The 26,988-nt window shown below is 25.1% G+C and carries 19 protein-coding genes; 12 read left to right on the forward strand and 7 right to left on the reverse strand.

The window, feature by feature from the left end:
* The first annotated feature begins 4 nt into the window (after positions 1–4).
* A complete protein-coding gene (locus LT335_RS04645; RefSeq protein ID WP_249728731.1) occupies positions 5–337 on the forward strand; it encodes a winged helix-turn-helix transcriptional regulator in 333 nt (110 codons plus the stop codon).
* 56 nt (positions 338–393) lie between these two features.
* Here LT335_RS04645 and phoU read toward each other — a convergent pair whose 3' ends face one another.
* From phoU to LT335_RS03615, 4 genes are read right to left on the reverse strand one after another with little or no spacing between them, the layout of a single operon-like run.
* On the reverse strand, positions 394–1,074 hold the full coding sequence (gene phoU / locus LT335_RS03600; RefSeq protein ID WP_249728732.1) for a phosphate signaling complex protein PhoU: 681 nt from the start codon (positions 1,072–1,074) through the stop codon (positions 394–396).
* A 24-nt stretch (positions 1,075–1,098) separates the two neighbouring features.
* The gene (gene pstB / locus LT335_RS03605; protein ID WP_284069511.1) at positions 1,099–1,863 is read right to left on the reverse strand and encodes a phosphate ABC transporter ATP-binding protein PstB; all 765 of its coding nucleotides are present in this window, start codon (positions 1,861–1,863) and stop codon (positions 1,099–1,101) included.
* A 38-nt stretch (positions 1,864–1,901) separates the two neighbouring features.
* Positions 1,902–3,995 carry a phosphate ABC transporter permease subunit PstC gene (pstC, locus tag LT335_RS04650; RefSeq protein WP_249728733.1) on the reverse strand — a complete coding sequence of 698 codons (2,094 nt, stop codon included), beginning with the start codon at positions 3,993–3,995 and terminating at the stop codon, positions 1,902–1,904.
* Positions 3,996–4,013: 18 nt separating this feature from the next.
* Positions 4,014–4,928, reverse strand: coding sequence for a PstS family phosphate ABC transporter substrate-binding protein (locus tag LT335_RS03615; RefSeq protein WP_249728734.1), 915 nt, complete (start codon positions 4,926–4,928; stop codon positions 4,014–4,016).
* Between the two features lie 135 nt (positions 4,929–5,063).
* Here LT335_RS03615 and LT335_RS03620 point away from each other — a divergent pair, with 135 nt between their 5' ends.
* The 11 genes from LT335_RS03620 (at position 5,064) to gatB (ending at position 17,858) form a co-directional block, all read left to right on the forward strand.
* The gene (locus LT335_RS03620; RefSeq protein ID WP_249728735.1) at positions 5,064–5,495 is read left to right on the forward strand and encodes a hypothetical protein; all 432 of its coding nucleotides are present in this window, start codon (positions 5,064–5,066) and stop codon (positions 5,493–5,495) included.
* 27 nt (positions 5,496–5,522) lie between these two features.
* Positions 5,523–6,140, forward strand: a complete 618-nt coding sequence (locus LT335_RS03625) for a hypothetical protein (protein WP_249728736.1) — start codon at positions 5,523–5,525, stop codon at positions 6,138–6,140.
* 256 nt (positions 6,141–6,396) lie between these two features.
* Positions 6,397–7,440, forward strand: coding sequence for a CPBP family glutamic-type intramembrane protease (locus LT335_RS03630; RefSeq protein ID WP_374982224.1), 1,044 nt, complete (start codon positions 6,397–6,399; stop codon positions 7,438–7,440).
* The gene (locus LT335_RS03635; protein ID WP_249728738.1) at positions 7,440–8,378 is read left to right on the forward strand and encodes an RluA family pseudouridine synthase; all 939 of its coding nucleotides are present in this window, start codon (positions 7,440–7,442) and stop codon (positions 8,376–8,378) included. The genes LT335_RS03630 and LT335_RS03635 overlap by 1 nt, the downstream gene beginning before the upstream one ends.
* A 115-nt stretch (positions 8,379–8,493) precedes the next feature.
* Entirely contained in the window at positions 8,494–9,756 is a 1,263-nt protein-coding gene (locus LT335_RS03640; RefSeq protein ID WP_249728739.1) for a hypothetical protein, read from the forward strand.
* A gap of 210 nt (positions 9,757–9,966) precedes the next feature.
* Positions 9,967–11,799: an MATE family efflux transporter gene (locus tag LT335_RS03645; protein WP_249728740.1), complete on the forward strand. Its 1,833-nt coding sequence runs from the start codon at positions 9,967–9,969 to the stop codon at positions 11,797–11,799.
* 35 nt (positions 11,800–11,834) lie between these two features.
* Positions 11,835–12,524, forward strand: a complete 690-nt coding sequence (locus LT335_RS03650) for an Abi family protein (RefSeq protein ID WP_249728741.1) — start codon at positions 11,835–11,837, stop codon at positions 12,522–12,524.
* 25 nt (positions 12,525–12,549) lie between these two features.
* On the forward strand, positions 12,550–14,577 hold the full coding sequence (gene ligA / locus LT335_RS03655) for an NAD-dependent DNA ligase LigA (RefSeq protein WP_249728742.1): 2,028 nt from the start codon (positions 12,550–12,552) through the stop codon (positions 14,575–14,577).
* A 66-nt stretch (positions 14,578–14,643) separates the two neighbouring features.
* Positions 14,644–14,958, forward strand: a complete 315-nt coding sequence (locus LT335_RS03660; RefSeq protein WP_249728743.1) for an Asp-tRNA(Asn)/Glu-tRNA(Gln) amidotransferase subunit GatC — start codon at positions 14,644–14,646, stop codon at positions 14,956–14,958.
* Entirely contained in the window at positions 14,945–16,423 is a 1,479-nt protein-coding gene (locus LT335_RS03665) for an amidase family protein (RefSeq protein ID WP_249728744.1), read from the forward strand. The genes LT335_RS03660 and LT335_RS03665 overlap by 14 nt, the downstream gene beginning before the upstream one ends.
* Positions 16,416–17,858 carry an Asp-tRNA(Asn)/Glu-tRNA(Gln) amidotransferase subunit GatB gene (gene gatB, locus LT335_RS03670; RefSeq protein ID WP_249728745.1) on the forward strand — a complete coding sequence of 481 codons (1,443 nt, stop codon included), beginning with the start codon at positions 16,416–16,418 and terminating at the stop codon, positions 17,856–17,858. The genes LT335_RS03665 and gatB overlap by 8 nt, the downstream gene beginning before the upstream one ends.
* An 807-nt stretch (positions 17,859–18,665) precedes the next feature.
* On the opposite strand, the gene LT335_RS03675 is transcribed toward gatB, so the two are convergent.
* From LT335_RS03675 to LT335_RS03685, 3 genes are all read right to left on the reverse strand, one after another.
* Positions 18,666–20,207 (reverse strand): hypothetical protein, encoded by a 1,542-nt coding sequence (locus tag LT335_RS03675; RefSeq protein WP_249728746.1) that lies wholly within the window; start codon positions 20,205–20,207, stop codon positions 18,666–18,668.
* A gap of 268 nt (positions 20,208–20,475) precedes the next feature.
* Positions 20,476–21,327 carry a hypothetical protein gene (locus LT335_RS03680; RefSeq protein ID WP_249728747.1) on the reverse strand — a complete coding sequence of 284 codons (852 nt, stop codon included), beginning with the start codon at positions 21,325–21,327 and terminating at the stop codon, positions 20,476–20,478.
* 205 nt (positions 21,328–21,532) lie between these two features.
* Positions 21,533–26,986, reverse strand: coding sequence for a hypothetical protein (locus LT335_RS03685; protein WP_249728748.1), 5,454 nt, complete (start codon positions 26,984–26,986; stop codon positions 21,533–21,535).
* Positions 26,987–26,988: the final 2 nt, after the last annotated feature.

Here is a 26,988-nt window from a genome sequence, read left to right on the forward strand (position 1 = left end):
AGATATGTCTGATAATAAAAAAATTCCTAATTGCCCTGTTGAAACTACTTTATTTTTTTTAGGAAATAAATGAAAAATTTTAATAATTAGAGAAATCAGACAAGGAACAAAGAGATTTAATCAACTTCATAAGACATTAAAACCAATTTCACAAAAAGTATTGACTTCTAATCTCAGAGAACTTGAACGAAATGGCATAATTAGCAGAAAAATATATCCAGTTGTACCGCCAAAGGTTGAATATTCACTAACAGAGTTGGGTTTGACATTAAATCCTGTTCTTGATGTAATGAATAATTGAGGTGAAAAATATCAAACAACAATGAAAGATTTTTAGTAATTGAATTTAATTAAAAAAATAGTTTTTACTTTTGATTTAGTAAAAACTATTTTTTATTGATTTTCTGTTGGCATTGATAAATCATAAAATTTACCTTTTGCCATATAAACAATTGTTTCACAAATATTAACTAAATGATCACCTAGTCGTTCAATGTATTTTAATTGTTGAATTCCAACGGTATATTCTTTAATTAAATCTTTTTTTATATCATCTTTAATACTATTTGTTACTCTTTCAATTGCTTCTTTATAAGATTTATCAATTAAGTTATCTTTTTTTGCTGCCTCATATGCTAAATCAACATTTTCTTCTGCAATTGCTTTAGCAATTAAGTCAATCATTTCAAAACTTTTAGTCATTAAATTACTAATTTCTTTTACTAACTGTGGTTCTGGTTTGTATTTAACATTAAATTTTGAAATGTTTTTGGCATAATTTGAAATTCGTTCTAAATCTCTAATAATATACATATAACCAATAATTGTTCTTAAATCAGTAGCAAATGGTTGCTGTGATGCAATTCGTCAAATTGCGGTAGTTGTTAAACTTTCAGCAACTTTTCTAATTTCTTTATCATTTTCAATGATTTGATTTGAAATTTCATATTCATGTTTTTGAATTGCTGTTAAGGAATCTTGTAGTTCTTTTTTAACAGTGAATAATAAATCTAAAACATCTTCTTTTAATTTTCTAATTTGACTATCAAAACGACCTTTAACTTTAATTATCATATTTATTTGTCTCCTTTTTTACTTTTAAGTAAAACGACCAGTAATATAGTCTTCAGTTTGTTTTTGTTTTGGTCGTGAGAATAGTTTTTTTGTTTTATCAAACTCAATTAAATGTCCTTTTAAAAAGAAAGCAGTTTGATAAGAAACTTTTGCTGCTTGTTGCATTGAGTGAGTAACAAGAATAATTGTATAATCTTTTCTTAATTGCATAATTAGTTCTTCAATTTTTGCTGAAGCAATTGGATCTAAAGCAGATGTTGGTTCATCCATTAATAAAACTTCTGGTTTTAAAGCTAGGGCACGAGCAATACATAATCGTTGTTGTTGGCCACCAGATAATGATAGTGCTGAATCAAATAAATGTGATTTAACTTCATCTCATAAGGCAGCTTGTTTTAGTGATTCTGTGACGATTTGATTTAAAATTTTTTTATTTTTAATTCCTTGATTTCTTGGTCCATAAGCAATGTTATCAAAAATTGACATTGGAAATGGATTTGGTCTTTGAAAGACCATCCCGACTTTGGTTCTTAATGAAATAACATTTTTTTTATTTTCATAAATATCTCAATCATTAAATCAGATTTTACCTTTAACTTTGCTACCTTCAGTTAAATCATTCATACGATTTAATGTTCTTAATAATGTTGATTTACCACAACCACTAGGTCCAATTAAAGCAGTAACTTTATTACGTTCAAAAGCAATGTTAATATTAAATAAAGCTTGTTTCTTGCCATAATTATAATAAAAGTTTAAATTTTCAACTCGAAATACTTTGTTATTTATTGCGCTATTTTCATCATTTTTTTTGTTATTTTTGCTTTTTATACTTTGTTCTTGAAGTTCTTTTTCACTTGCTTTTGGTTTTCTTTCTTTATTTTTTTCTTGAGTTGATTTTGTTTTCTTTCATTTATCTTTGATTTGAGTAATTCAATTGTTATTCATGGCTTTTTGTCTCCTCGTGCTTGTGTGTTAGCAGTGGTTTTTTTTGAAAAATGTTTTGATAAGAAGTTTAAAATATAAATTAATAATAATGTTGTGAAAGCTGTTTCATACATTAAGTTAACTTTATTAGGTAAAGGTGAATCTTTATTTAAGAAAATGATATGAGTTGTTAAGGTTTGACCAGAACTTAAAAATCCTTTGTTAGGAAATTGTAAGGTTGAACCTAGTGTTAAGTAAACTGGTGCTGATTCACCAATAATTCTTCCCATTGTTAAAATCATACTTGTAATAATTCCTGTTAAGGCATTAGGAAGGATTACTTTTATTATTGTACTAATTTTATTTGCTCCTAAAGCTAGTGATGCTTCACGAAATTCGCTTGGAACGGCCTTTAAAGCGTCTTCTACAGCTTTAATAATAACTGGCAGTACGACAATTGTTAAAGTTAGCCCTGCACTAATAATTGTAAAGCCAAATGCTAAAAAATCAATAAATAACATTAAACCAAACATTCCGTAAATAATTGATGGTGTTGAAACTAAAGTATTCAAAAGAAAACGAATGAAGCCACCAATTTTTTTTGTTTTATTACTATTATATTCTGTTAAATAAACGGCAATAATAATTCCAAGGGGCATTGAAATACTAATTGCTACAAAAACTAGTAAGAAAGTAGTTAATAATAAAGAAACATAGCCACCTTGACCGGTTATTGGATCACTACTAATTGTAAAGAATTTTGTAATATGAAAGTTTCAAATGTTTTCACCTGGTCCTGGATGAAAGTTAAAAATTCCTTGTAAAATAACATCACCAATAATTCATAAAATTAAAGCTGTTGTAATAATTCATGAGATTGTCATAATAGTAGTTCTGAAAGAATCACTAACTTTATTAGATTTTTGACGACTAATTATTTTATTAGTAATAGTATTTTTTAATTCAATTTCAGTTAAATTTCCAGTTTTTAATTTATCATGTTTATTTTTATAAATTTTTCTTAATTTATGCTCATGAGTTTTATAAATTACTAAAACAATTAGATTGATGATTGTTACGATAATAAATAAGAAAACACCAACTCCATATAATGCTGAACTATGTAGTGGACTTGTTGTTTCATTAATTTCAATTCCAATGATTCCTGCTAAAGTTGTAATTGATGAAAAGAAGAATTCCAATGGTCCACTATTGAAAGAAATACCGGAAGTACTACCACCAGCAATCATAATTACTGCCATTGTCTCACCAATTACACGACCAAAACCAAAAACAACTGCGCCAAGAATTTTAGCTCCAGCAGTTTTTAAAACAATTTTAAAAGTTGTTTTACTCTGACTAATTCCTAAAGCTAATGAAGCATAACGATATGATTGTTCAACACCATTAATGGCATTGACAGATAACGAAATAATTGTTGGCAAAGCCATTAAACCAAGAATAAAACTAGCAGTCATCATATTTTGTTTTGCTGGTGCTCCCATTTTAACAAAAATTGGACCAATTACCATTAAACCAAAAGCACCAAAAACAACAGAAGGGATACCTGATAACAACTCGACTAAAGTTAAGCTAATTTTTTTAATTTTTTTTGGTAAAAATTCACAAATAAATAAAGAAGTAAAAATTCCTAAAGGAATTGCTAAAATCATTGAGAATAAACAAACTCAAAATGTCGCAGTAATAAAAGGTAAAATTCCAAATGAAGGATTATCATCAGTTGGCGATCATTTATTACCAATTAACATATTGATAAAACCAAATTTATGAAATGCTGAAATTGATTCAGCAATTACAAAAGCAATCAAAGCAGCAAAAAGTAGTAAAGTTAAAGTTAAAAAAAAGTAAACGATAATTTTAGCAATCAAATCATTACGATTTTTTATTTCATCGCTAATAAAACTATCCTGATTGTTATTTTTTGCAAAATTATCTTTTGATCAAAATTTTTTAGTTTGCTTTTTTTTGTCCACAATCGTTCTCCCTAATTTTTAATATAATTTTGAATTATCTTTTAATCATTGTTGTAAATCTTGATTAGTTTCATCATCAAGGTCTGTTTTTGGTCCATATTTTTTAAAAATGTTAGTAACAGTTACATCATCACTAAAAAGTCAATTTAAAAGTTTAGTTATTTCTTCTTGATATTTATAAGTTTTATTAATTATGCCAATAAATGGTCGTCATAATTTATATGCATTAAATTCAATATTTTGATAATTTGCTTCAATTTGTTCTCAAGTTCCTGCTGTAACATTAATATTTTTTGCTTGATTAAAATCAGCAAATGAAGTATAACCAATGCTACCAGATTCAAGATTTAGCATTGCGCCACTAGAATCAACGACATTAGCTTTATAAGAGTCTCCATGACCAAAAACTTTCTCATCAAAAACAGTTCTAGTTCCTGAACCATTTGGTCTAGTAAATGGTTTAACTTTCATATTAAAATCAGGATTAATTTGAGTAGGAAATACATCTCGTCACAAAGCATTATGTGAATATAATTGTTTAACTTTGTTTGCATCAAAATCTAATAGTGTGTTAGAATTAGAAAAAGCTTTACTTGGAAGATTATAAACAATAATTAGACCATCACGCATAATTTGGAAATTAATTAAATTTGGTGTTGCTATTTTATCAACTTGGTATGATTCTGATAAAAAACCAATACCAAAAGTATTTTTTTCAACTCTTGGTGGCGCGCCAGCAGATGCTGAACTAACATAATTAAAGTCACCTTTTTTATGATTATCAGGATATTTATTAAGTAATTCTTCCATTAAGGGAGATACTGAACTAGAACCACCTAATAAGAAATAAGGAACACGATTAATTAAAGAAACAATAAAAATTGCTAATAAAGTTAGTAGCCATAAAGATATTCATATGCGTTTTGATTTCATTATTGGCATCACCTGAATAAATCTTTAACCATTTTTATTATTTCTTGATACTTACATCGTAATTATAACAATTAATTTAAAAAATTAAGTAAAAAATTATTTTTAAGAATAATTAATTTTTTATATAAAAATAATATGTCTAACGATATTAAAAATGATAAAATTAACAAAAGTTTAGGTAAAGTATTAGAATCTAAAGGAGGGTTAATGTTTTTTCTACAGTATATTTTACCAAATTTAATTTCAATATTTTCACTTGTCTTTTCTGCATGTTTAGGATGTTTAACATATAAACTTAATAAAACTACAAAATTAAATGATACTAAATTAAACCAACAAAAATTAGATTTTGAAAAGCTTAGAGAAGAAAATGATGTTATAAGAAATCAAATAATTTTAACAGCACTTGAGCATGCTTATGAAAAAGTTAATAAAATTGATTTACAACAACTTAAAAAAACAGAAATAAAGTTAGATAATATTCTTAATATCAACAATAAAAAAATGCAAGAAAAAGATTCATGATTTGAATTAAAAACTTTTCTTAAAAAAGAAAACAAAAAGTAAAACACATTGATATTATAAGGAGGAATAATGAATTCTAATTTAATTGAAATTAAAAAGGAAATTTGAAATAAATTTTTAATTTTACAACAAGAAATATTTTTAGTTTCTTATAAAGAGTTTCTAGATGTTTTTGTTGAAAAGTTAGATCATACTTATAATGAAATTACTTCAATATTATTTTTGAAATGTTATATAGAAAATTTTGATTCAATTTTAAATAATGTGAATAAAACTCAAACAGAAATTATTCAAGATATTGAAGATAATAAGCAAATTATTATTAATTCAAAAAATAATATTGAAATATTAAATTTGTCTAAGAATTTTGTAAAAAATATAAAAAAATTAAATATTAGTTTTCAAAGATTGATTTTGACAGCTTTTTTTATTATATCGTTTTCTTTTATTAAAGATGTTGCTGAACAAGAAAAATTAATGAACGAGTTTACAAGTAAAGAATTAAATTCAGTTTTAAATGAAAAAAAATCTAAAAAACAATTATATAATTTTTTAGAAAAAGCATGAAAAGAAAATATTAATAAAATTTATGATGAAATTGTTGAATTCGAAAATGAAAAAACTAGAAGTGAACTTGAAAAAACTATTTTTATTTCATTTAATTTTTTTAATAATGGATTCAAATAAAACATATTTATTATCTTTTTTAATATGAATTAAAAAATTAAGTAAAAGTTATTTTAAAATAATTTTTACTTAATTTAATTTTCTAATGATTTAATATTTGTTTTAACAATTTCACATCAATGATTAAATTTGTTTTTTGTATTTTATCGATATCATTTAATAATCATTTTTCAATCGTAACTAAAAATGATAAATTATTATGGTATACTAAATAAAAAAATTATTAGATAGGGTTGCTAATTTGTTTGTGAATAATATGAATCATTTAATTTCTAATTTTTCTGATGATAATCAAATAAACCATGATGAAAAAGTTAAAAATTCAAAATTAAGTTTTTTTAAAACAAAAGAACTAAGTTCTGAGCATGATTTTCCATTTAATTTTAAAAATCCTAATTGATTTGTTACAGTAATTTATCTTGTATCTTTTATTTTAGTGCCAATTATTTATAGTCTTATTAAGACTTATGGTTATCATATTAGTAGTAGTGATAGTGCTTCTAAGTCTTGATCAGTTTTAGATTTAGTTTTAACAATTTTAGTGCCAATTATTGGTATGATAATTGCTTTTATTATTGATTGAAAGGCAATGGCAAAGCGAGGTGCTTGAGCAGCTTATACTCATTTTATTTTTGGTTTTATTAGTAGTTTAATTGTAATTCTTTTTCTTGTTCAAACGAAAGCAATTGATCAAGAAAAGAATGAATCATTATTTTTAGCAGTTTCATTTATTATTCAAGTAGTAATTCAATTTATTGGTTCTTTAATTGTAGTTTTTACTAATAAAGGATTACGAAAGCAAATTGTTGCAACATTTAAAGAAGCTAAAGTTAGTTTATTATTATGAGTTATTACTTTTCTTGTAATAATTACAGTTTTAAATTTAATTTTTAATACAATTTCTAACGCTGTTAATCAAACTAATTTTTTTGCTAATAATAATGGTGCTAGTGATAATCAAGACCAATTAGAACGAATGGCAACAACACCATTAGGAATTTTTGCTTTAGTTTTAGGATCAATCTTTTTAGCCCCAATTAATGAAGAAATTTCTTATCGTTATGGAACTTTTAGTATTGTTCGTAATAAATGAATTGCTTATATTGCTTCTTTAGTTTACTTTCCAGCAATGCATATTTTAGATAGTGGTGATTGAAATAATATTTTTGGTTACTTAGGAATGTCAATTGCCACACCGTTATTATTTATTATTGCTCGTGGTAATACTACTTATACAATTGCTTTGCATATGTTAGTTAATACGATTGCAACAGTTTCTTTATTTATTAGTTTAAGTTAATGATGATTAAATTAGTTGTTAATAAAAATGATAGTAACCAAACCTTAATTAATTTTCTAAAAAAAACTTTTAAAGATGCGCCATTATCACAAATTTATCATTTGTTTTATAAGAAAAAAATTAAAGTCAATTCCAAAAGAGTGACTAATTTTAAATACTTAGTTCAAGAAAATGATGTAATTTATCTTTATGACAATAAATTAGTTATTAAAAATAAGTCTGAAGTTATTAATCCAAATTTAGCACCAGAAATTATTTATCAAGATCAAAACATTGTTGTTGTGATTAAAGATCATGGTATTACAATTCATAGTCCAAGGAATCAGTCATTAGATAATATCGTTCGTTATTATTTAGCACAAAAAGAACCAGAACTTTTTAACAGTCAAACTTTTACCATTAGTCATTTGTATCGTTTAGATAAATTAACTAAAGGTTTGGTTGTTTATCCAAAAACTAAACTTGCTCAACAAAATTTAATTCAAGCACAACTTAATAATAATATTACAAAAAAGTATTTAGCTGTTTGTCAGGGTAATTTAAAAGCAGCATTAAATCTTAATGGTTTTATTTATCATGATGAAAAACAAGAGAAAATGATTTTTACTAAAGATAAAATTACGGGTGCTAAAAGTTGCCAAACTATGATTAAACCATTAAAAATGATAAATGATTTTACTTTAGTTGAATGTCAATTAATAACAGGAAGAAAACATCAAATTCGTGCTTCATTGGCTTATTTAAAATTACCAATTGTTGGTGATCAAAAGTATGGTTCAATTATTATAATGTCAAAACAAATTATGTTATTTGCTTATTATTTAAGTTTTCAAAATTTAGTAGCGCCTTTAGAGTACTTAAACAAAAAAATTATTGTTTTACCTAATTTACAATCACAATTAGAACAAATGATGGTAACAAAATTTAACATAAAGTAATGATTTAATTATCATTATTTTTTTATATTTAAATTACCATTGATGGTTGATTGTTTTTTATTAAAAATAGATATAAATTAAAAAATAAAGAAAATAACATTTAGGAGGATAATTTATGAAACAACTTTTAACTCTATTAGCAGCGGCAACAGTTGGGACAACAATTTCACCATTAAGTTTAAATGCTGCATTATTTAATAACATAACAGCTAGTCCAACTCCAAAGTTTACGACATTAACTAGTAAAGGAGTTGCTTGACAATCTATTGCTGTATCAGATACAGCAGGAATTATTTATCAGACTAGTACCAAAGCTTATTTTTTTGATAGTACTAAGGTCAATACTTCGTCAAAAGGACTTATTGATTTAAATAAAAAAGGTAGATTTCTTCGTTTGTCAGATACATTAGTAATTTTTATTGATTCAAAAACAACATATTTATTTGATATTACTAAGATTAATACTTCGTCAAAAGGATTTACTAACTTGAATCATAAAACTATTTATTTTTATCGGATGTCAGATACATCTGGAATGTTTAAAGCTGAAAATGGATATGCTTGCTTTTTTGATTTGACAACAATGAAGATTACTGAATTAAATCTTATTTTTAATGAATTTCGTTCAATGTCAGAAACATCTGGCATCTTTGATACAAATAATGACGAAACTTATTTTTTTGATAGTACAAAAATAAATCAGTCAAATAAGGGGTTAACTAAGATTGAAGCAGATTTTCGTAGATATCTTTGTTTGTCAGATACATTAGCAGTTTTTTGAAATTCAGTTTGTGAAGCTGTTTTATTTGATAGTACTAAAGTAAATGATTCATCACAAGGATTAACTAATTTAAGTCAAAAAATATATCAGTTTTATCGTTTGTCAGATACGACAGCAATTATGAGTGACTTAATGACTGATGAAATGCTTTATTTTGATGTTACTAAGATTAATGATTCGTCGCATGGTTTTACAAAATTAAGTAAAAAATTATTTAGCTTTGATCGCTTAAGTGAAACTACTGGAATATTTGTCGAACAGGCAAAAACTTATAAGAGTAAAGATCCTATTACTTGATTTTTTGATGTTACTAAGATTAATGATTTATCAAATGCTTTTACTTTGATAAAAAATGACAGTATGATTGGTTTTTCTCGAATTTCAGATACGACAGCATTTATTAGTACTGCTCGTGATGATAATAAGATTGGTGTTTATTCTTGACTTTTTGATGCTACTAAGATTAATGATTCGTCGCCTGGTCTTACTTCTGTAAATCCGATGAGAGGTTTTTCACCTTTAACAAATACAACTGGAATATTTAATAGTTCAACGAGTGCAATTAAAGAATATAATTATTATTTTGAATACAAATAATTATTTAAAAGTTCTGCTTTTAAGAACTAAAAATTATCATTATTAGAGAACGGTATCTGAAAAATTCAGATACCGTTGTTTTATTAATTGAACAATATGGATTACAAGCAAAAATTAACTAAAAAAGTGATAAAATAAATATATTAATAATTTTTAGGAGTAAAAATGTCAACAAGAAGAGCAGTTTTTAATACACTGATAGGAGTAATAATGACAGTTATTATTTCTTTGTTTCAGTTTACTTTTCTTTTTGTTATTAATCGTCAATATCAAGGTGAATTTGTTGGTTTGATTCGAGTAATTGTTTCGTTTCTTGCTTACTTGTCGTTAACTGAAGGTGGACTTGGATTAATTACAATGTTTTCTTTATATCGTCCGTTACAAAATGGTGATTATGAAACTGTTAATGATATTGTTAATACGACTAAGAAAAAATATCAACGAATGGGTAAAATTTATTTGACAATTGTCATTGCGATTGCAGCGATTGTTGCAGTTTTAAGATATTTTGTTCCTGGTGTTTTTATTGGTTTTAATATTAATATTTCTTTTTGAGAATTAGCAGTTGTTATTCTTTGTTTATCTTCAAAAGAATTAATCTTTTTTTATTTTTCTGGGGCTTATCAAAACTTAATTCAATCAGATCAAAAGGGCTATTTAAATCGTTTAGTTTTTGTTTTTAGCGAAATTATTATGTATATTTTGCTAATTGCTTTATTTTTAGTACCAAATATGCCTTTTTTTGTGCCTTTTTTTGCTTATCTTGTTTCTGGTATTATTAAAACGATTGTTACTTATATTATTATTAAAATTGAATATCCCTGGTTGCAAGATAAAAAATGAATTAAACAAAAACGTTTATTGCGACAATCATGATGAGTTGGTTTAAGTCGTTTGCCAGAAGTATTAATTTCTAATATTGATATTATTTTAATTACTATCTTTTTAAGTTTATCATTTACAACAATTTATGCTTATTACTTAATTATTGCGACAACAATTAGAAACATTGCTTTAATTTTGATTAGTTCTTTTCGTGAAGCTTTTGGTTATTGGATTGCTAAGAGTGGTCGGATTAAATGAGCAACTTATACTAAATTTGAAATGTATAGTTATATGGTAGCAGCTTTTGCTTTTATCTTACAATTTGTTATTGCTCAGTATATCATTGCTTCAATTTATGGTAATCAATATAATAATAGTAATATTACCGATCCATATAGTAGGGATATCTTTTTTAATTTCTTTTTAGCTAGTCCAACTTTTGTTTTATTTTTATCTTTAAAAAATGCTTTAGAAGTGGCAACTGAACCTGGTAGGGTGATTGTTAATGCTACTGTTAAACATAAAGAAACAATTTGAAGTTCATATATTCAAGCAGCAATTGTTTTAGTTTTATCAATTACTTTAGGTTGAACTTTATCTTTTTATGGTTATAAGGATTGAGCATTATATATGATTTTATTTTCTCTAGCAATTGGTTGAGTTTATCGTTTGATTGTCATTTGAGTTTATATTTGAAAAAATTTAACTTATAATAGCGATTTAAGATATATTGTTCAAAATATTTTAATTTTAATTTTACCAATTCTAGCAACAATTTTATTTGGTTATTTATACTTATTTCCAACCTTTTTACCAGTTAATGCGATTAATAATGCTAAGTTAACTTTAACAATTATTGGTTATGGAATCTTAGGAAGTATTGGATTGGTTGTTATTTTAGCAATGATTATTAACTTTAAACAGTTTTGAACAATCTTTAACGTTAAGAGTTTCTTTAAGAACTTCTTTAGCAAGAAGAAGACACAAAAATTTGATCATTATGATCAACAACTAGAAGAATTATTTGCTAGTCAAAAGACGAATAAACTTAATAACTTGACACAAACCTTTGATTTAACATCTACTTATCAAATTCATTATAATAATATTAATGAGTTATTAGAGCAAGAATTACTCCAAAAAGAAAAGCTGTCAAAAAAAGATGACAAGAAAGAAACTGAAAAACCGAAAGTTGGTATTTATACAATTAAAGGTTAATCATAGGGGTATAAAGTTAAAGGGGGCAATTGCCAATGGCATTATCAGAAACTTGATTGGTTGAAAATCTTGTTGATGAAAAATATTTAGAGCAATTAAAAAAAAGTTATCCTAATCATTCGTTAGATGAATTATTATTATTAAATGTTGATTTACGATTATTATATTTGAAACATATTTTTATGATTGAAAATTCACTGAAAAAAATTTTATTACGACAATTATTCATTAGTGAAATTCAAAATCTTGATAATAGTCATTATTTAAATCAAGATCATTTAAAAAATTTACGAGCAGCAAGAAGAGTTATTCGTTCTGGATATTATAAATATAGTCATAATGGTGTTTTAAAATCAAAAACAATTCGTTCGTTATTTGAAGTTATGTCTTTTGAATCAATTTTAAGTTTATTAGAAACTTTAAATAATGATAATATTAATAAAATTGCTGAATATTTTGGTATTAATGATTTTAATAAACAACGAGTTTTGATGGAGCAATTAAATTATATTAAAGATATTCGTAATTATTTATCTCATAACTTTAAAGTTTTAGGAGTTCATTTTAATTTGAAAGGTAATAATAATTATTATCAACAAGAATTAGCAGCAGATAACGATCATCATTACTTACATTTATTAGTTGAACGTTTTTCTAGTAAGAGTCAAATTTTACCAAATTTTAATAATGAATATCAACAATTATTTCAAAAGTATAATATTTAATAATTAATAAATAATGGAGTAAAAGATGGCCAAAAAGGAAGATTTAAGAGCAATTAAACAGGAAATTGACCAGTTAATAAACAAAATTAAACAATGAAACTATGAATATTATCAACTTAATCAACCGTCAGTTAGTGATAGTGTTTACGATCAGTTTTATCAAAAGTTAGTAAAATTGGAAAAACAATATCCCCAATTTGCTAAAGTTGATTCACCAACAAAAACTGTTGGCACTTCAATCAAAACTTCACAATTAAGAAAAATTGCACATCAAACTCAAATGTTAAGTTTAGCTAATGCTTTTAATTATGATGATTTAGTTAAGTTTGATCAACAAATAAAAAAGATTACTGGTCAAGATAAAATTAGTTATGTTTGTGAATTAAAAATTGATGGTCTTTCTTTTTCTGTTACTTATGAAAATAGGCAATTAAAATTAGCTGCAACAAGAGGTGATGGTAGTTTTGGTGAAGATATTACTGAAAATGTTAGAGAGATTAAGTCTATTCCTATAACTTTAAATTCTAATTTTGTTAAAAATTTAGAAGTTCGTGGTGAAGTTTTTTTAAGCAAAAAGGATTTTCAAAAATTAAATCAAGAACAAAAAAAATTAAATTTACCATTATTTGCTAATCCTCGTAATGCTGCTGCTGGTTCATTACGACAATTGGATAAAACTATTGTGGCAAAAAGAAAATTAGATGCTTTTCTTTATTATTATATTGATGCTTTAAATGATGGCATTAAAACTCATAGTGAAACATTAAAAATTTTGGCCGAAAATAACTTTAATATTAATAAAGAATGAAAATTATGTCAGAGTATTAATCAAGTTTGAACTTATATTACTAAATATCAAAAAATTCGTAATAATTTATCTTATGAAATTGATGGAATTGTGATTAAAGTTAATGATTTAACAACTTATGAAGTTTTAGGTAATACTAATAAAGCACCAAGATGAGCGATTGCTTATAAATTTCCTGCAGCAACAACAGTGACAAAATTATTAGAAATCTTTCCAACTGTTGGTCGTACAGGTCGGATTACTTATAATGCTCGTTTAGAACCGGTTGGATTATCAGGTAGCACAATTACTTATGCAACACTTCATAATGGTGATTATATTATTGAACGTGATTTACGAGTTGGTGATACGGTTGAAATTAAAAAGGCCGGCGATATTATTCCAGAAGTCATTAAAACAATTATTAAAGATCGTAAGAAAAATAGTCACCAATTTAAAAAAGCAACTAATTGTCCAAAGTGTCATGGTATTTTAGAACAAGTTGATGATGAAGTTGATCAATATTGTGTTAATACTAATTGTCCGGCACGAATTTTAAAGTCATTAATTCATTTTTGTTCACGAAATGCCATGGATATTACTGGTTTAAAGGATAAAAATTTAGCACGATTTGTTGAGTTAGGATGAATTCATAATGTTGCTGATATTTATCAATTGGTTAATTATCGTCAAGAAATTATTAATTTAGAAAAATTTGGTGAAAAATCATTTCATAACTTAAGTACAATGATTCTGAAATCAAAAGATAATTCTTTGGAACGATTATTATTTGCTTTAGGAATTAGACATGTTGGTGAAAAGACTGCTGAAGTCTTAGCGAAAAATTTTAAAACCTTAGATAATTTAATGAAAACAAAATATCAAGTTTTAGCAGAGATTAATGATGTTGGTCCAGTAATTGCAACAAGCATTGTTGATTATTTTGCTAATCAAAATAATAAAAAATTAATTACTAAGTTAAAAACAGCAAAACTTAATTTTACTTATACAACTAAAACAAGTCGAGAAAAACAAATTTTTGCTAATATGACTTTTGTTATTACGGGTGCTTTATCAAGATCACGAGATTATTTTGCTAATTTATTAAAAAATTATGGTGCTAATGTTACAAATACTATTAGTAAAAATACGACTTATTTATTAGTTGGCGATGAACCTGGCTCAAAACTTGATAAAGCTAAGATGTTAGATGTTAAAATTATTAATGAAGAAGAATTAATGGTATTAATTAAAAATGGTAATTAGTTTCTTTCTTTCATTTATTCTAATGATAGAATTAAAACAAAATTAAAGATGAAAGGAATTTAAGTTATGGTCAAATTAAAAACTAAAATTACTAAAATTGATTTACAACAATTTTCTGAAGATTTATTTTTTCAATTGGATAAAAAACAAACAAAAGCCTTATTATTAGAATTTGCAGTAATTACAAAACAAATGGCATTAGTACAAAAGATTAATACTAATAATATTTTGCCATTAGATTTTCCTTTTGATATTACTAGTCAATATTTACGAGAAGATATTATTACGGATTCCTTAGATAAGAAATTAGTTTTAGATAATGCTCCAAAAGTGAAAGGCGATTATATTGTGATAAATCGAGTGATTAATGATGAAAATTAATTATCAACAGTTTTCAATTGAGCAATTGCATCAATTATTAGTTAAAGGCGATATTACTCCAGAAACTTTAATTGATTCAGCACTAAAAAGATTAAAAAAGTTTAGTAATTTGAATGCTGTTGTTACTTCTCTTCATAAAGATGCTGAAAAAAAAGCAAAAAAATTAGCAAATTGAACTGTTGAACAAGATAATCTTTTGTTTGCAATTCCATTTGTTTTAAAAGATAATATTGCAACAATTGGTCAAAAAACTACTGCTTCATCAAATATTTTGGCTAATTTTGTTCCTAGTTATGATAGTACTGTTAATAGCTTATTAAAAAATCGTCAAGCAATTAATCTTGCTAAAACTACTTTAGATGAGTTAGGAATGGGTGGTGATGGTCTTTATGCTAATACAGGATATGTTTATAATCCATGAAATAGAGAACATATTACTGGAGGTAGTTCTAGTGGTTCGGCTGCTTTAGTTGCTGCTGGTGTTGTCCCTTTTGCGATTGGGACTGATACTGGTGATTCAATTCGTAAACCTGCTGCTTTTTGCGGTATTGTTGGTTATAAACCAACTTATGGTTTAATTTCTCGCAATGGAGTTTTTCCTTATGCTCCTAGTTTAGATACAGTTGGAATTTTTACTAATCATGTTGCTGATGTTGCAATTGTTTTAGATACTTTAGTAAAGCAAGATTTAAATGATTTTACTAGTGTTGCTAGTAACGAAACTAATTACTTTAAGAATTTAACTAATGATGTTAGTGGTTTAAAAGTTGCTGTTTTAAATTATGATTCTTATCATTGAGATAAATCAGTTAAAGCATCATTTGATCATTTAATGAAAACGCTATCTGGCTACCAAGTAAAAGTAGATTATCTTGATTTTGATCAAGAGTTATTAAAAGCATTATTACCAGTATATATGATTATTTCTTTCGCTGAAGCAACTAGTTGTCATGCTAATTTAGATGGCATTAATTTTGGTGTTCGTAAACCAGGAAAAAATTATCGTGAAACAATGATTAAAACAAGAACTGCTGGCTTTGGTAATGTTGTGAAGCGACGTTATGTAATTGGTAGTTATGCTTTATCAGAAGGGCATCAAAAAGAATTATTTGTTAAAGCAAAGAAAATTAGAAGATTAATTGTTCAAGAATTAGCAAAAATCTTTGCTGAGTATGATGCATTTATTGTTATGCCTTCTAGTAATCCAGCACCGGAAATTAAAACAATTTTAAAAAAGACAAAAACCTTACCAAAAAAACATGATTATTTAGAAGATTTATTATTATTAGCTAATTTTAATGGTTCTGCTTCAATTACTATTCCTTTAACAATCGTTGATGGGTTACCAATTGGCATTAATATTAATTCAGCACCATTTAAAGATCAAACTGTTCTTAATCTTGCAAAATTTTTAAGTGATAAAATCAATTTTAAAAATAAATTATTAGGAGAAAAAGATGAGTAATTATCAAGTTACAATTGGTGTTGAAGTTCATATTGAATTAAAAACTAAAACTAAATGCTTTTCTGGTGCTGCTAATACTTTTGCTGCAACACCAAATAGTCAAACTAGTGCGATTGATTGTGGTTATCCTGGAACAATGCCAGTTTTAAATCAAGCAGTAGTAGTTGCTGCTGTTAAATTGGCTCATGCTTTAAAAATGGAAATTGATTCGTTGTTACGATTTGATCGTAAGAATTATTTTTATTCTGATTTACCAAAAGGTTATCAAATTACTCAGTATTACCATCCTTTTGGTCGTGATGGTCAATTAAAGATTGTTATTAATGATCAACCATTTTTAGTTGAATTTGAACGCGTTCATATTGAAGAAGACACAGCAAAACAAATTCATGAAGGTGATGCTACTTTTTTAGATTATAATCGGGCTGGAATTCCTTTGTTAGAATTAGTAACAAAACCAATTTTTACTAGTTCTGAACAAGTAGTTGCTTATATTAAAGCTTTAAGAAAACTTTTAGTTGCCTTAGATATTAGTGATGCTGATATGAGTCAAGGTTCATTGCGATGTGATTTAAATATTTCTTTAAAGCAACCAGATGCAAAAGTATTAGGAACAAAAATTGAAGTTAAAAATCTTAATTCTTTACATAATATTACTTTAGCTGTTGATGATGAAATTACTCGCCAAACAAAGTTGTTAGATGCTAAAACAAAAATAGTTTCACAAACAAGAAGATTTGATGAAAAAACAAAACAAACAGTTTTAATGCGAGAAAAAACATCAATTGTTGATTATAAATACTTTCGTGAGCCTAATATTTTACCAATTCAATTAGATCAAAGATGAATTAATCAAATTATTGCTGATATGCCATTTTTGCCAGAGCAAATTGTTAATTATTTAAAGACACAATATCATTTGTCTGATGCAGAAATTAATATTTTGTTAGATCGTGAAGATTTACGCTTAATGTTTGAATTGATTGTTAAAGATAATAACATGACAAAAGCAACAATTAACTTTCTTTTAGGGCCAGTTTTAAAATATCTTAGTCAAAATAATATTAATAATATTAATGATACAAGAATTAATTATCGACATTTATCAGAGTTGATTAAGTTAATTAGTCAAGAAAAAGTTAATAATAAACAAAGTCAAAAAATTTTAGCAACAATTTTTACTTCAAATGAAAATAGTCCTCAACAATTATTAGCAATTTGAGATGTAAAAGTTATTAGTAATGAAACAGAAATTAAACCAATAATTGAACAGTTATTTCAGGAACATCCACTTCGTGTTGAAGAATATTTTAATAATCCTGTTAGAGCTAATAAGTTTTTTATGGGTCAAATTATGAAGATTACTAAAGGTCAAGTTAATCCTAAACTTGCTCAAGCATTAATTGATAAAGTTATTGTTGGTTATAAAAAATAAAAAATAGTGGAATATGCTTTTCATATTCCACTATTTTTATGGTAAATTTTAGTCTCACCATTATTTTGTAGTTAATTTAATTGAGAAATTATTTATTTGCTTTCTATTACAGTAATAGAAATTTCTAGTAAGTCTTAAAGCACTTCAGTTTCTACTATTCATATCAAATCTTGATGGTGTTCAGAAAGTTCTTACTCTATTTAATTGTTCTTGAGTAAGATATTCTATTGCAGCAATATTGCTTTCAAAAGAACCATCGGAATTTAGATATAATGTTTTAATTTCTTTTATAAAAATTCCAATTAAATATTTTTGTTTAGTATTTAGTGGAATTTTAAAGTCATATAATCGTAATATTCCTAAAACATAAAATGTTTTTGCTAGGTTTGTTTATTAACAATATATTTAATAGTTATTGTAATAGTTCCACTGTATTTGCTGTTTGATTTTGCATTAAATTAATGAACCAAAAACTGCATAATTTGATGATATAAATGTTCCAGCTTCAACATTATTTGCTAGATCGGATATTTTGTCAAATTTTCTTGGGTAAATAAATTAAATGCTTTTTCTTGAGTATCAACTGTTTGTGGAATATCTTTTTTAAGATTTAAACAATTAGAATTTTATTAACTAAATTTTCATTAAAAAAGTTCAAATTAAGAACTTTTAACTAATTATTAAACTTGTTCAATTATTATTTTAACACTCTTTTAGGAAAATAATTTTCTTTATTCATTTATAAAAAAAACAGTGACATATGAATTTTTCATATACCACTGCTTTTACAATAAAATTAATTTTTTACTATATCATTGTAATAGTTGCATCTAAGTTTCAAGCAATTAAAACAGAATTACTATGATGATATCCATCTTTATCGACAGGACCTTGACTAGGTGTTTTAATTGTCCCATCTTTATAAGTTACAGTGAAACCAAGTCATAAATAACTTATACCAAGATTCGCTTGATCTGTATGTTTAGGTGGAATTCACACAAAATCTTTAGTGTCTAATTGTTCTTGAGTAGGTTCATACCTTGGTGTAGTAACATCAATACTTTCAATATCATCGGCATAAACATAATAATCACTCAATTTAGCTCTAAAGTCTTCAGTTAATAATTTCATTAATTCAGATTGTTTAGTTCCTGTTGGAATTTGAAAGTTAAGCATCTTATTATCTGATAAATAAGTTATCATTTCAATTATAGTTTCTTCATCTAAAAGGTATTTAAGTGTAATATTAATTGATCCAGTATATTTACTATTGATTCCTTCTTTAACAGTAATTGTTAATGTTCCATTTTGTCCGATTTTAATACCATTAAAATTAGATAATTGAATTTGCTCACGAGTTAAGTTTTCATCAAAAATATTTTTATTTTTATCTAAAAATATTTGAAAGAACTGTTCATCTGTTGTATCTTCTGTTCCTGGAATTGTTGTGTTAAGTTCAAGAGTATTTAAATCTATTAATTCTACTTTAGTAATAGTTATAATTAAACTTCCAATAAAGCCAGTATTTGCTTTAGCATTAATTGTTAATGAACCATTAGCTATGTAAGTTGCTGCTTTATATGAACTATATTCAACGAAATCACTTAAGTTTAAAAAACTACTGTTTGCATTTAAGAAGGCATTAAATGCGTCTTCTTTTGTCATGTTTTCTTTACCTTGAATTATTGTGTTAGATATAAGCATATTTAAGTTTGTTTTCTTTTTTTCAGGAATAGTTATCATAATATTTCCTGTATATTTACCATCTGTTTTTCCTTGAATTTCTAATGATCCAAGTTTGTTATAATCTGATGCTACATAATTCATAACTTCAATATTTTCTTTTAAATCAGTAATATTTGCATTAGACTTAATGAATAAATCAAAAGCTGCTTGTTGACTTACAACTGGAATTGTTAATATTGTATTAAGTTTAAGAGTACTTAAATTTATTTGTTCTAATTTAGTAATAGTTACTGTAATAGTTCCAATATATTTTTTACTATTTGTTTTAGCATTAATTGTTAATGAACCATTAGCTGTATAATCTGGTTTTACAAATGAATTAGTTTCAATTTCAACATTGTTTTTTAATTCATTAAAACTTTCATTTTTATTTAAGAAGATATTAAATGCGTCTTCTTCTGACATATTTTCTTTACCTGAAATTGTTTTTTCAAGATTAAGAGTATTTAAATCTATTTTAGCTACTTCAGAATGATTTATAGTTCCATAGTAAATTCCTAGTCCTGTACCGGCACCAATTAACATAATTGCTAATGCAGCAGCATAAAGTTTTCAGTTTTTATATAGTTTTTTGTTTTCTTTTTTTCTAATATTTTTTTTCATAATTTAATACATACCTTTATTGGGTTAATAATTTTTTAAATCTTATTAAATAAATTTTTTCATTAAAAAAAGTTCAAATTAAGAACTTTTAATCAATTATTAAATTTATTAATTTATAATATAATTATAGCAAAAAATCTTAATATTTCAATATTTTTTTTAAGAAAATTGGATTTTTTTCTGTTTTTAAAAATTTAAATTATTAGTTGTAAAGATAAAAAAAGCAGTGATAGATTTTAAAAATCACTGCTTGTATAATGAAAGAATGTTATACCATTGTAATAGTTGCATTTAAGTTTCAAGCAATTAAAACAGAATTACTATGATGATATCCATCTTCATCGAGAGGACCTTCACTAGGTGTTTTAATTGTGCCATCTTTATAAGTTACAGTGAAACCAAGTCATAAATAACTTATACCAAGATTTGCTTGATCTGTATGTTTAGGTGGAATTCACACAAAATCTTTAGTGTCTAATTGTTCTTGCGTAGGTTGATATCTTGGTGTACTAACATCAATACTTTCAATATCATCGGCATAAACATAATAATCACTCATTTTAGTTCTAAAGTCTTCAGTTAATATTTTCATTAATTCAGATTGTTTAGTTCCTGTTGGAATTTGAAAATTAAGCTGATTATTATCTGATAAAAAAGTCATTATATCAATTATAGTTTCATCATCTAAACGATATTTAAGTGTAATATCAACTGAACCAGTGAATTTATCGTTAGTTCCTTCTTTAATAGTAATTGTTAAGGTTCCATTTTGTCCAACTTTAACTGCTTCAAAATTAGTTAATTCAACTTGATTAAGAGTCAGATTGTCACCAAAAATATTTTTATTTTCATATAAAAATGTTTGAAAAAATTGTTCATCTGATGAATCTTCTGTTCCTGAAATTGTTGTATTAAGTTCAAGATTGTTTAGATTTACTGGTGTTGTTGCTGCAGAATGTTGGGCATATAGTCCATAGTAAATTCCTAAGCCTGTACCAGTTCCAATTACGATAATTCCTAAGGCACTAGTGTAAAGTTTTCAATTTTTATATAGTTTTTTCTTTTCTTTTTTTTGTTTTGCTCCTAAAAGAAGTTCGCTTTTTATTAAATTTTCAGCCATTTTTTTCTCCTTATAAGTGTTGTATTAAAAATAATATAACATAAATATCAACCTTTTTAATATTTTATAAAAAATAATTTTGATTACTTAAATTATTTTATCATGGGGAAAGGGCAAGCAATAATTTTTTATTTTTCTACTTTTTAACAAAAAAATTCAGTTTATTAAAACTGAATTTCTTTCTTTAAGTTACATTGATAACAATCTAAGCAGTAACTTTAATTTTTAAGTTAGTTGTTTGTTTTTTCATTGTGTCATAATTGTAAGTAATTTTAGCTTGAACAACTGCAACTTTATCAAATTTCTTTCATTCACCATTGACAGTAATTGAAATTAATTCAAATAAGTCAACTGAAAACATATCTTTTATACTATCAGATAATGCTTCTCTAATAAATTGTGGGCTAATTCAAGGTTTAATATTGTCAGTTGTTGCTCCAACTTTAACTGATATTTGATAAGTTTTACTATTAATTGCATTAGTAATTTTTTCATCTTCAATGTTTGGTAGAACTTTAATTGCTAAATTAGTTGTTTGATTCTTATATTTTTCATAATTATAGTTAATTTTTGCATTAGTTGTTTCAACTTCATTGAAGATTTTTTCGGTAAAATCATTAATTGTAATTGACATTAAACTAAAGAAGTTAGCTTTAAAAACTTTTTTAAATTCTTCTGGTAATTGTGCTTGAATAAAGTCACCAGTAATTAATGGTTTTAGGTCAGAAATCTTTGAAGGAACTCTAGTTTCAATTTGATAACTTGTTTCATTAATTTTATTAGCAACTTGTTCTTCATTAATGCTAGTAGTAATTGTTAAGTTAATTGTTTGATTTAGCATTGCAGCATAATCATAGTTGATTTTACCAGTGTAAGTTCCAGGTTTACTGAAATTACCATTAGCAGTAATTGTGTTTAACTTAAATAAATTAATATTAAAAGTTTCTTTAAGATCAACTGGTAGTTTTTCTTTAATAAATTCTTCATTAATTAATGGTTTCAAATCATTAGTTGTTGAACCAACTTGATTTGCAATTGTATAATTTGCACCATTAATTGCCCCAGTAATTTTTTCATCGACAAGATTAGGAGTAGTTTTAATTGTTAAATCAGCTTTTTGACTTTTAATTAAACCATAATCATAGTAGATTTTAGCATCAAAAGTTCCTGTTTTATCAAAATGATAACTTAAATCATTGCCTACTGCGATTGATATTACTTTAAATAAACTAATATTAAATGAATCTTTAGTTTCACCTGAAAGTTTTTCTTTAATAAATTGTTCAGTAATTAATGGTTTAATACTATTAGTTGTTGACCCTGTTTGATTTGCAATTGAATAAGTTGCAGCATTAATAGCATCAGCAATTTCTTTATGACTAATTCCTGTTAGTTCAATTTTTAAAGTTGTTTCTTGGTTAGCAATTAAATCGTAATTATAATTAATTTTTGCATTAACTTCACCACGCTTAATTAAATCAGTATCTTGTAACTCAATGCCTTTAATAGTAACTTTATTAAATTTATATAGTTTACTGTCTAAAGCATAACGATAAGCGTTACCATTAAGATTTGTTTTAATAAATTCACCAGTAGTTAAAACAGTAATACTTTTTGCTTCACTATTAACTTTAGTTGTTATTTTGTAAATTGTATTATTAATTGCTTCAACAATTTGTTGACTAGTTGCAGTAACTTTAATTGTTAATTTAGTTTTTTGATTTGGCATTGAATCATAATCATAATTAATTTTAGCTTGATATGAATCAGCAATTTCAAATTGGTTTATTTTTCAATCATGGTTAGTACAATCAACAATTTTGACAAATTTAAATGATTTATTTTTAAAATGTTTTGCAAATTCGCCAGTTAATTGCTTTTTAATAAAATCACCTGTCATTAAATTATTAAGATCTTGGATACTACTGTTAATTGGCAGACTTTTTTCATAAATGATTTTATTAATTTGAGTAATCATTTGTTCATCGCTAACTGAAAGATCAATTGTTAAAATTGTTTCTTGATTACTAATTGAACCATAGTTGTAATTAATTTTTGCATTAAGTGTCTTAACTGTTAATAAATCACTATCTTTTAAATTGTGACCAGCAACAGTAATTCTTTTAAATTTAAATGATCTCAAATTAAAGTTTCTAGCAATTTCACCAGTTAAGTTATTACTAATAAAAGCACCATTAATTAATTCATTAATACTTTTTGCACTATGATTAATTGTTGTTTTTAGTTCGTATTTTGTTAATTTAATGGCATCGACAATTTGTTGATCGCTAGCAACAACATCAATGATTAAATTCATTGTTTGATTTTTGATTGCTCCATAATTGTAGTTAATCTTAGCCGCAACTGTTCGTGCAGTTGCTAAATCATTATTCGTTAAATCAACTTCATTAACGGTAATTTTATTAAATTTAAATAATTTAATATCAAAAGCTTTTTTAATTTCAGATGGGAATTTTTCTAAAATGAATTCGTTAGTAACTAATTCCATAATGTTACTAATTTTGCTATTAATTGTAATTGTAATTTGATATTTAATTTTACTAATTGCTTCAACAGTTTCTTTTTGACTAACTCCTGTTAATTTAATTGCTAAATTAGTTTCTTGATTTTTAATTCTAGCATAGTCATAACTAATTTTAGCTCTAACTGTTCCAGGGTTAATTAAATCACTATCTTTTAAATCAGTACCATTATTAATAATTTTATGGAAAGTAAAAGCACTCATATCAAATGGTTTGGCAATATCATGACTTAGTTCATTTTTAATAAAATTACCGGTAATTAAAGCACTAATATTTTTAGCATGACTATCAACTGGTGTAATTATTTCATATCTTGTATCATTAATTGCAGCAACAGTTTGCTTTTGACTAACTCCTGTTAATTTAATTGTTAAATTTGCTTTTTGGTTTTTGATTTTTGCATAATCATAATTAATTATTCCAGTAATTGTTTTTGGAGTTGTTAAATCATGATCTTGTAAATCATTTTCATCAATTGTAATTTTATGAAAAGCAAAAGAACTAATATTAAATGCTTTGGCAATTTCACCAGTTAAGTTACTTTTAATAAAGTTGCCAGTAATTAAAGCATTAATATTTTTAGTAGTACTATCAACTTTAGTTATTAATTGATAATCAACTTTTTTAATGGCAGTTGCAATTTGTTCTTCACCAACATTTAATTCAATTTTTAAACTAGCTGCTTGATTAAGAAGTGAACCATAATCGTAGTTAATTTTAGCAGCAATTGGTTTTGCGGTCGCTAAATCACTTTCTTTTAAAGTATGACCAGCAACGGTAATTTTTTTAAATTTAAATTCTTTTGGATTAAATGCTTTGGCAATTTCTCCCATTAATTTGTTAACAATGAATTGATCAGTAATAATATCATTAATTTTTTCTACTTTATTATCAACAGTACTTGAAAGTCTTAATTCATCAGTTGGACTATTAATAGCATCAACAATTTGTTTGTCACTAACAACAACTTTAATTGTTAAATTAGTTTCTTTATCAACAACTGTGTCATAGTTATAATTAATTGTTGTATTAATAATACCAGCAGTCACTAAATCACTATCAGCTAAATTATCACCGCTAACTGTTATTTTATTGAATTTATAAAACTTTGGATTAAATACTTTGGCAATATCACCTGTTAATGATTCATGAATAAATTCACCATTAATTAATGAAGCAAAACTACTTGCTTTAGTATTAATTGTTGTTGTAATTCGGTAATTAATTTTATTAATAAATTCACTAACTTGTTTTTTACTAATTCCTGTTAATTTAATTGTCAAATTAGTTTTTTGATTTTTTATTGCACCATAATTATAGTTAATTTCAGTATTAACTATTTCAGGATTCATTAAATCACGATTTTGCAAATCTTTGTCATTAATAGTAATTTTTTGGAAAGTAAAACTTTTCATATCAAAAAATTTCGCAAATTCACCGCTTAATTGTTTTTTAATAAAATCAGGATTGATTAAATCACTAATAGTTTTTGCTTCAGCATCAACTTTTGTTGTTATTTGATAATTTGCTACTTTAATAGCATCAACAATTTGTTGTTGACTTACTGTTAGTTCAATTTTTAAATTAGTTTCTTGACCAGTAAGTGCGCCATAACGATAATTAATTTTTGCGTTAATTGTTCGAGCAGTTTTTAAATCACTATTTGTTAAATTATGACCACTAACTGTTATCATACTAAATTTAAATAGTTTAGCATCATAAGATTTGGCAATTTCACCAGTTAGTTTTTCAGCAATAAAATCACTAGTAATTAATTCTCCTAAAGTAGTGTTTTTAGTATTAATTGTTGATTTAATTTCATAATTTAAGTTTTTAATTTCATTAACAATTTGTTCTTTGCTGACAGTTAATTTAATTTTTAAATTTGCTTCTTGATTAATAAGAGCATCATAATCATAGTTTATTTTAGTATCAATGGTTTTAGTTAATAGTAAATCATTATCTTTTAAGTTATTTTTATTAATTGTTATTTTTTTGAATTTGAATGATTTTAAATTGAAAGCTCTAGCAATATCACCACTTAATTGTTTTTTAATAAATTTAGCATTAATTTCACTATTAATATTATTAACTTTAGTTTTAATTTCAGATTCAATTTGATAGTTAGCTTTATTAATAGCATCAATAACTTGTTGTTTACCAACACCTGTAAGTGTCATTGTTAAATTAGTACTTTGGTTTTTAATTGTTCCATAATTAAAATTAATTTTAACATTTAATATTCCATCTTTTATTAAATCATTATCTTGTAAATCTTTACCATTAAAGACAATTTTTTGGAAAATAAAAGATTTAGTTTTAAAAGCTTTAGCAACATCATTACTTAATTGTTTAGCAATAAAATTTCCTTTAATTAAAGGATTAATATTTTTAACTTGAGTATCAACTGGAGCTGATAATTTATAATTTTTTTCTTTAATTTCTTCAACAATTTGTTGATCACTCACTGCAAGATTAATTGTTAAATGAGTTTCTTGATTTTTCATTTGTCCATAATCGTAATTAATTTTAGTAGTAATTGTGCCATTTTGAATTAAGTCATTATAGCGTAAAGGTTGGTTATTAATTAAAACTTGATTAAAATTAAATGATTTAAGATCAAAAGCATTTTTAAAATCTGTTGGAAGTTCTTCTTTAATAAAATTGCCAGTAATTTTATCATTAATATTTTCTTCACTACTATAACTAATAGTTGCAATTTCATAAGTTACTTTTTTAATAGCATCAACAATTTGTTGATCACTAACTGTAAGATCAATTTCTAAATTAGTTTTTTGTCTTTTCATTGAACCATAAGTATAGTTAATTTTAGCCTTAATTAAACCATTTTCTGTTAAATTGTGATCTTGTAAAGCTTTATCATTAATAGTTATTTTTAAAAATTTAAATGAACCAATATTAAACATTTTATTAACTTTGTTATTTAATTTTGATTGAATGAATTTTCAATTAATTAGTTCATTAATATTTTTTGCTACTACCCCCGCTGTAGTTTTGATTTTATAACTTGCTTGATTAATTTCTCGAGCAATTTCTTTTTCGTTAGCTTTAAGATCAATACTTGCCTTTTGCTTTCCTTTAGTTTTATTTTTCATAT

Origin of the sequence: Spiroplasma attinicola, assembly GCF_023509825.1 — a bacterium.
Classification (GTDB): Bacteria; Bacillota_I; Bacilli_A; order Mycoplasmatales; family VBWQ01; genus Spiroplasma_D; species Spiroplasma_D attinicola.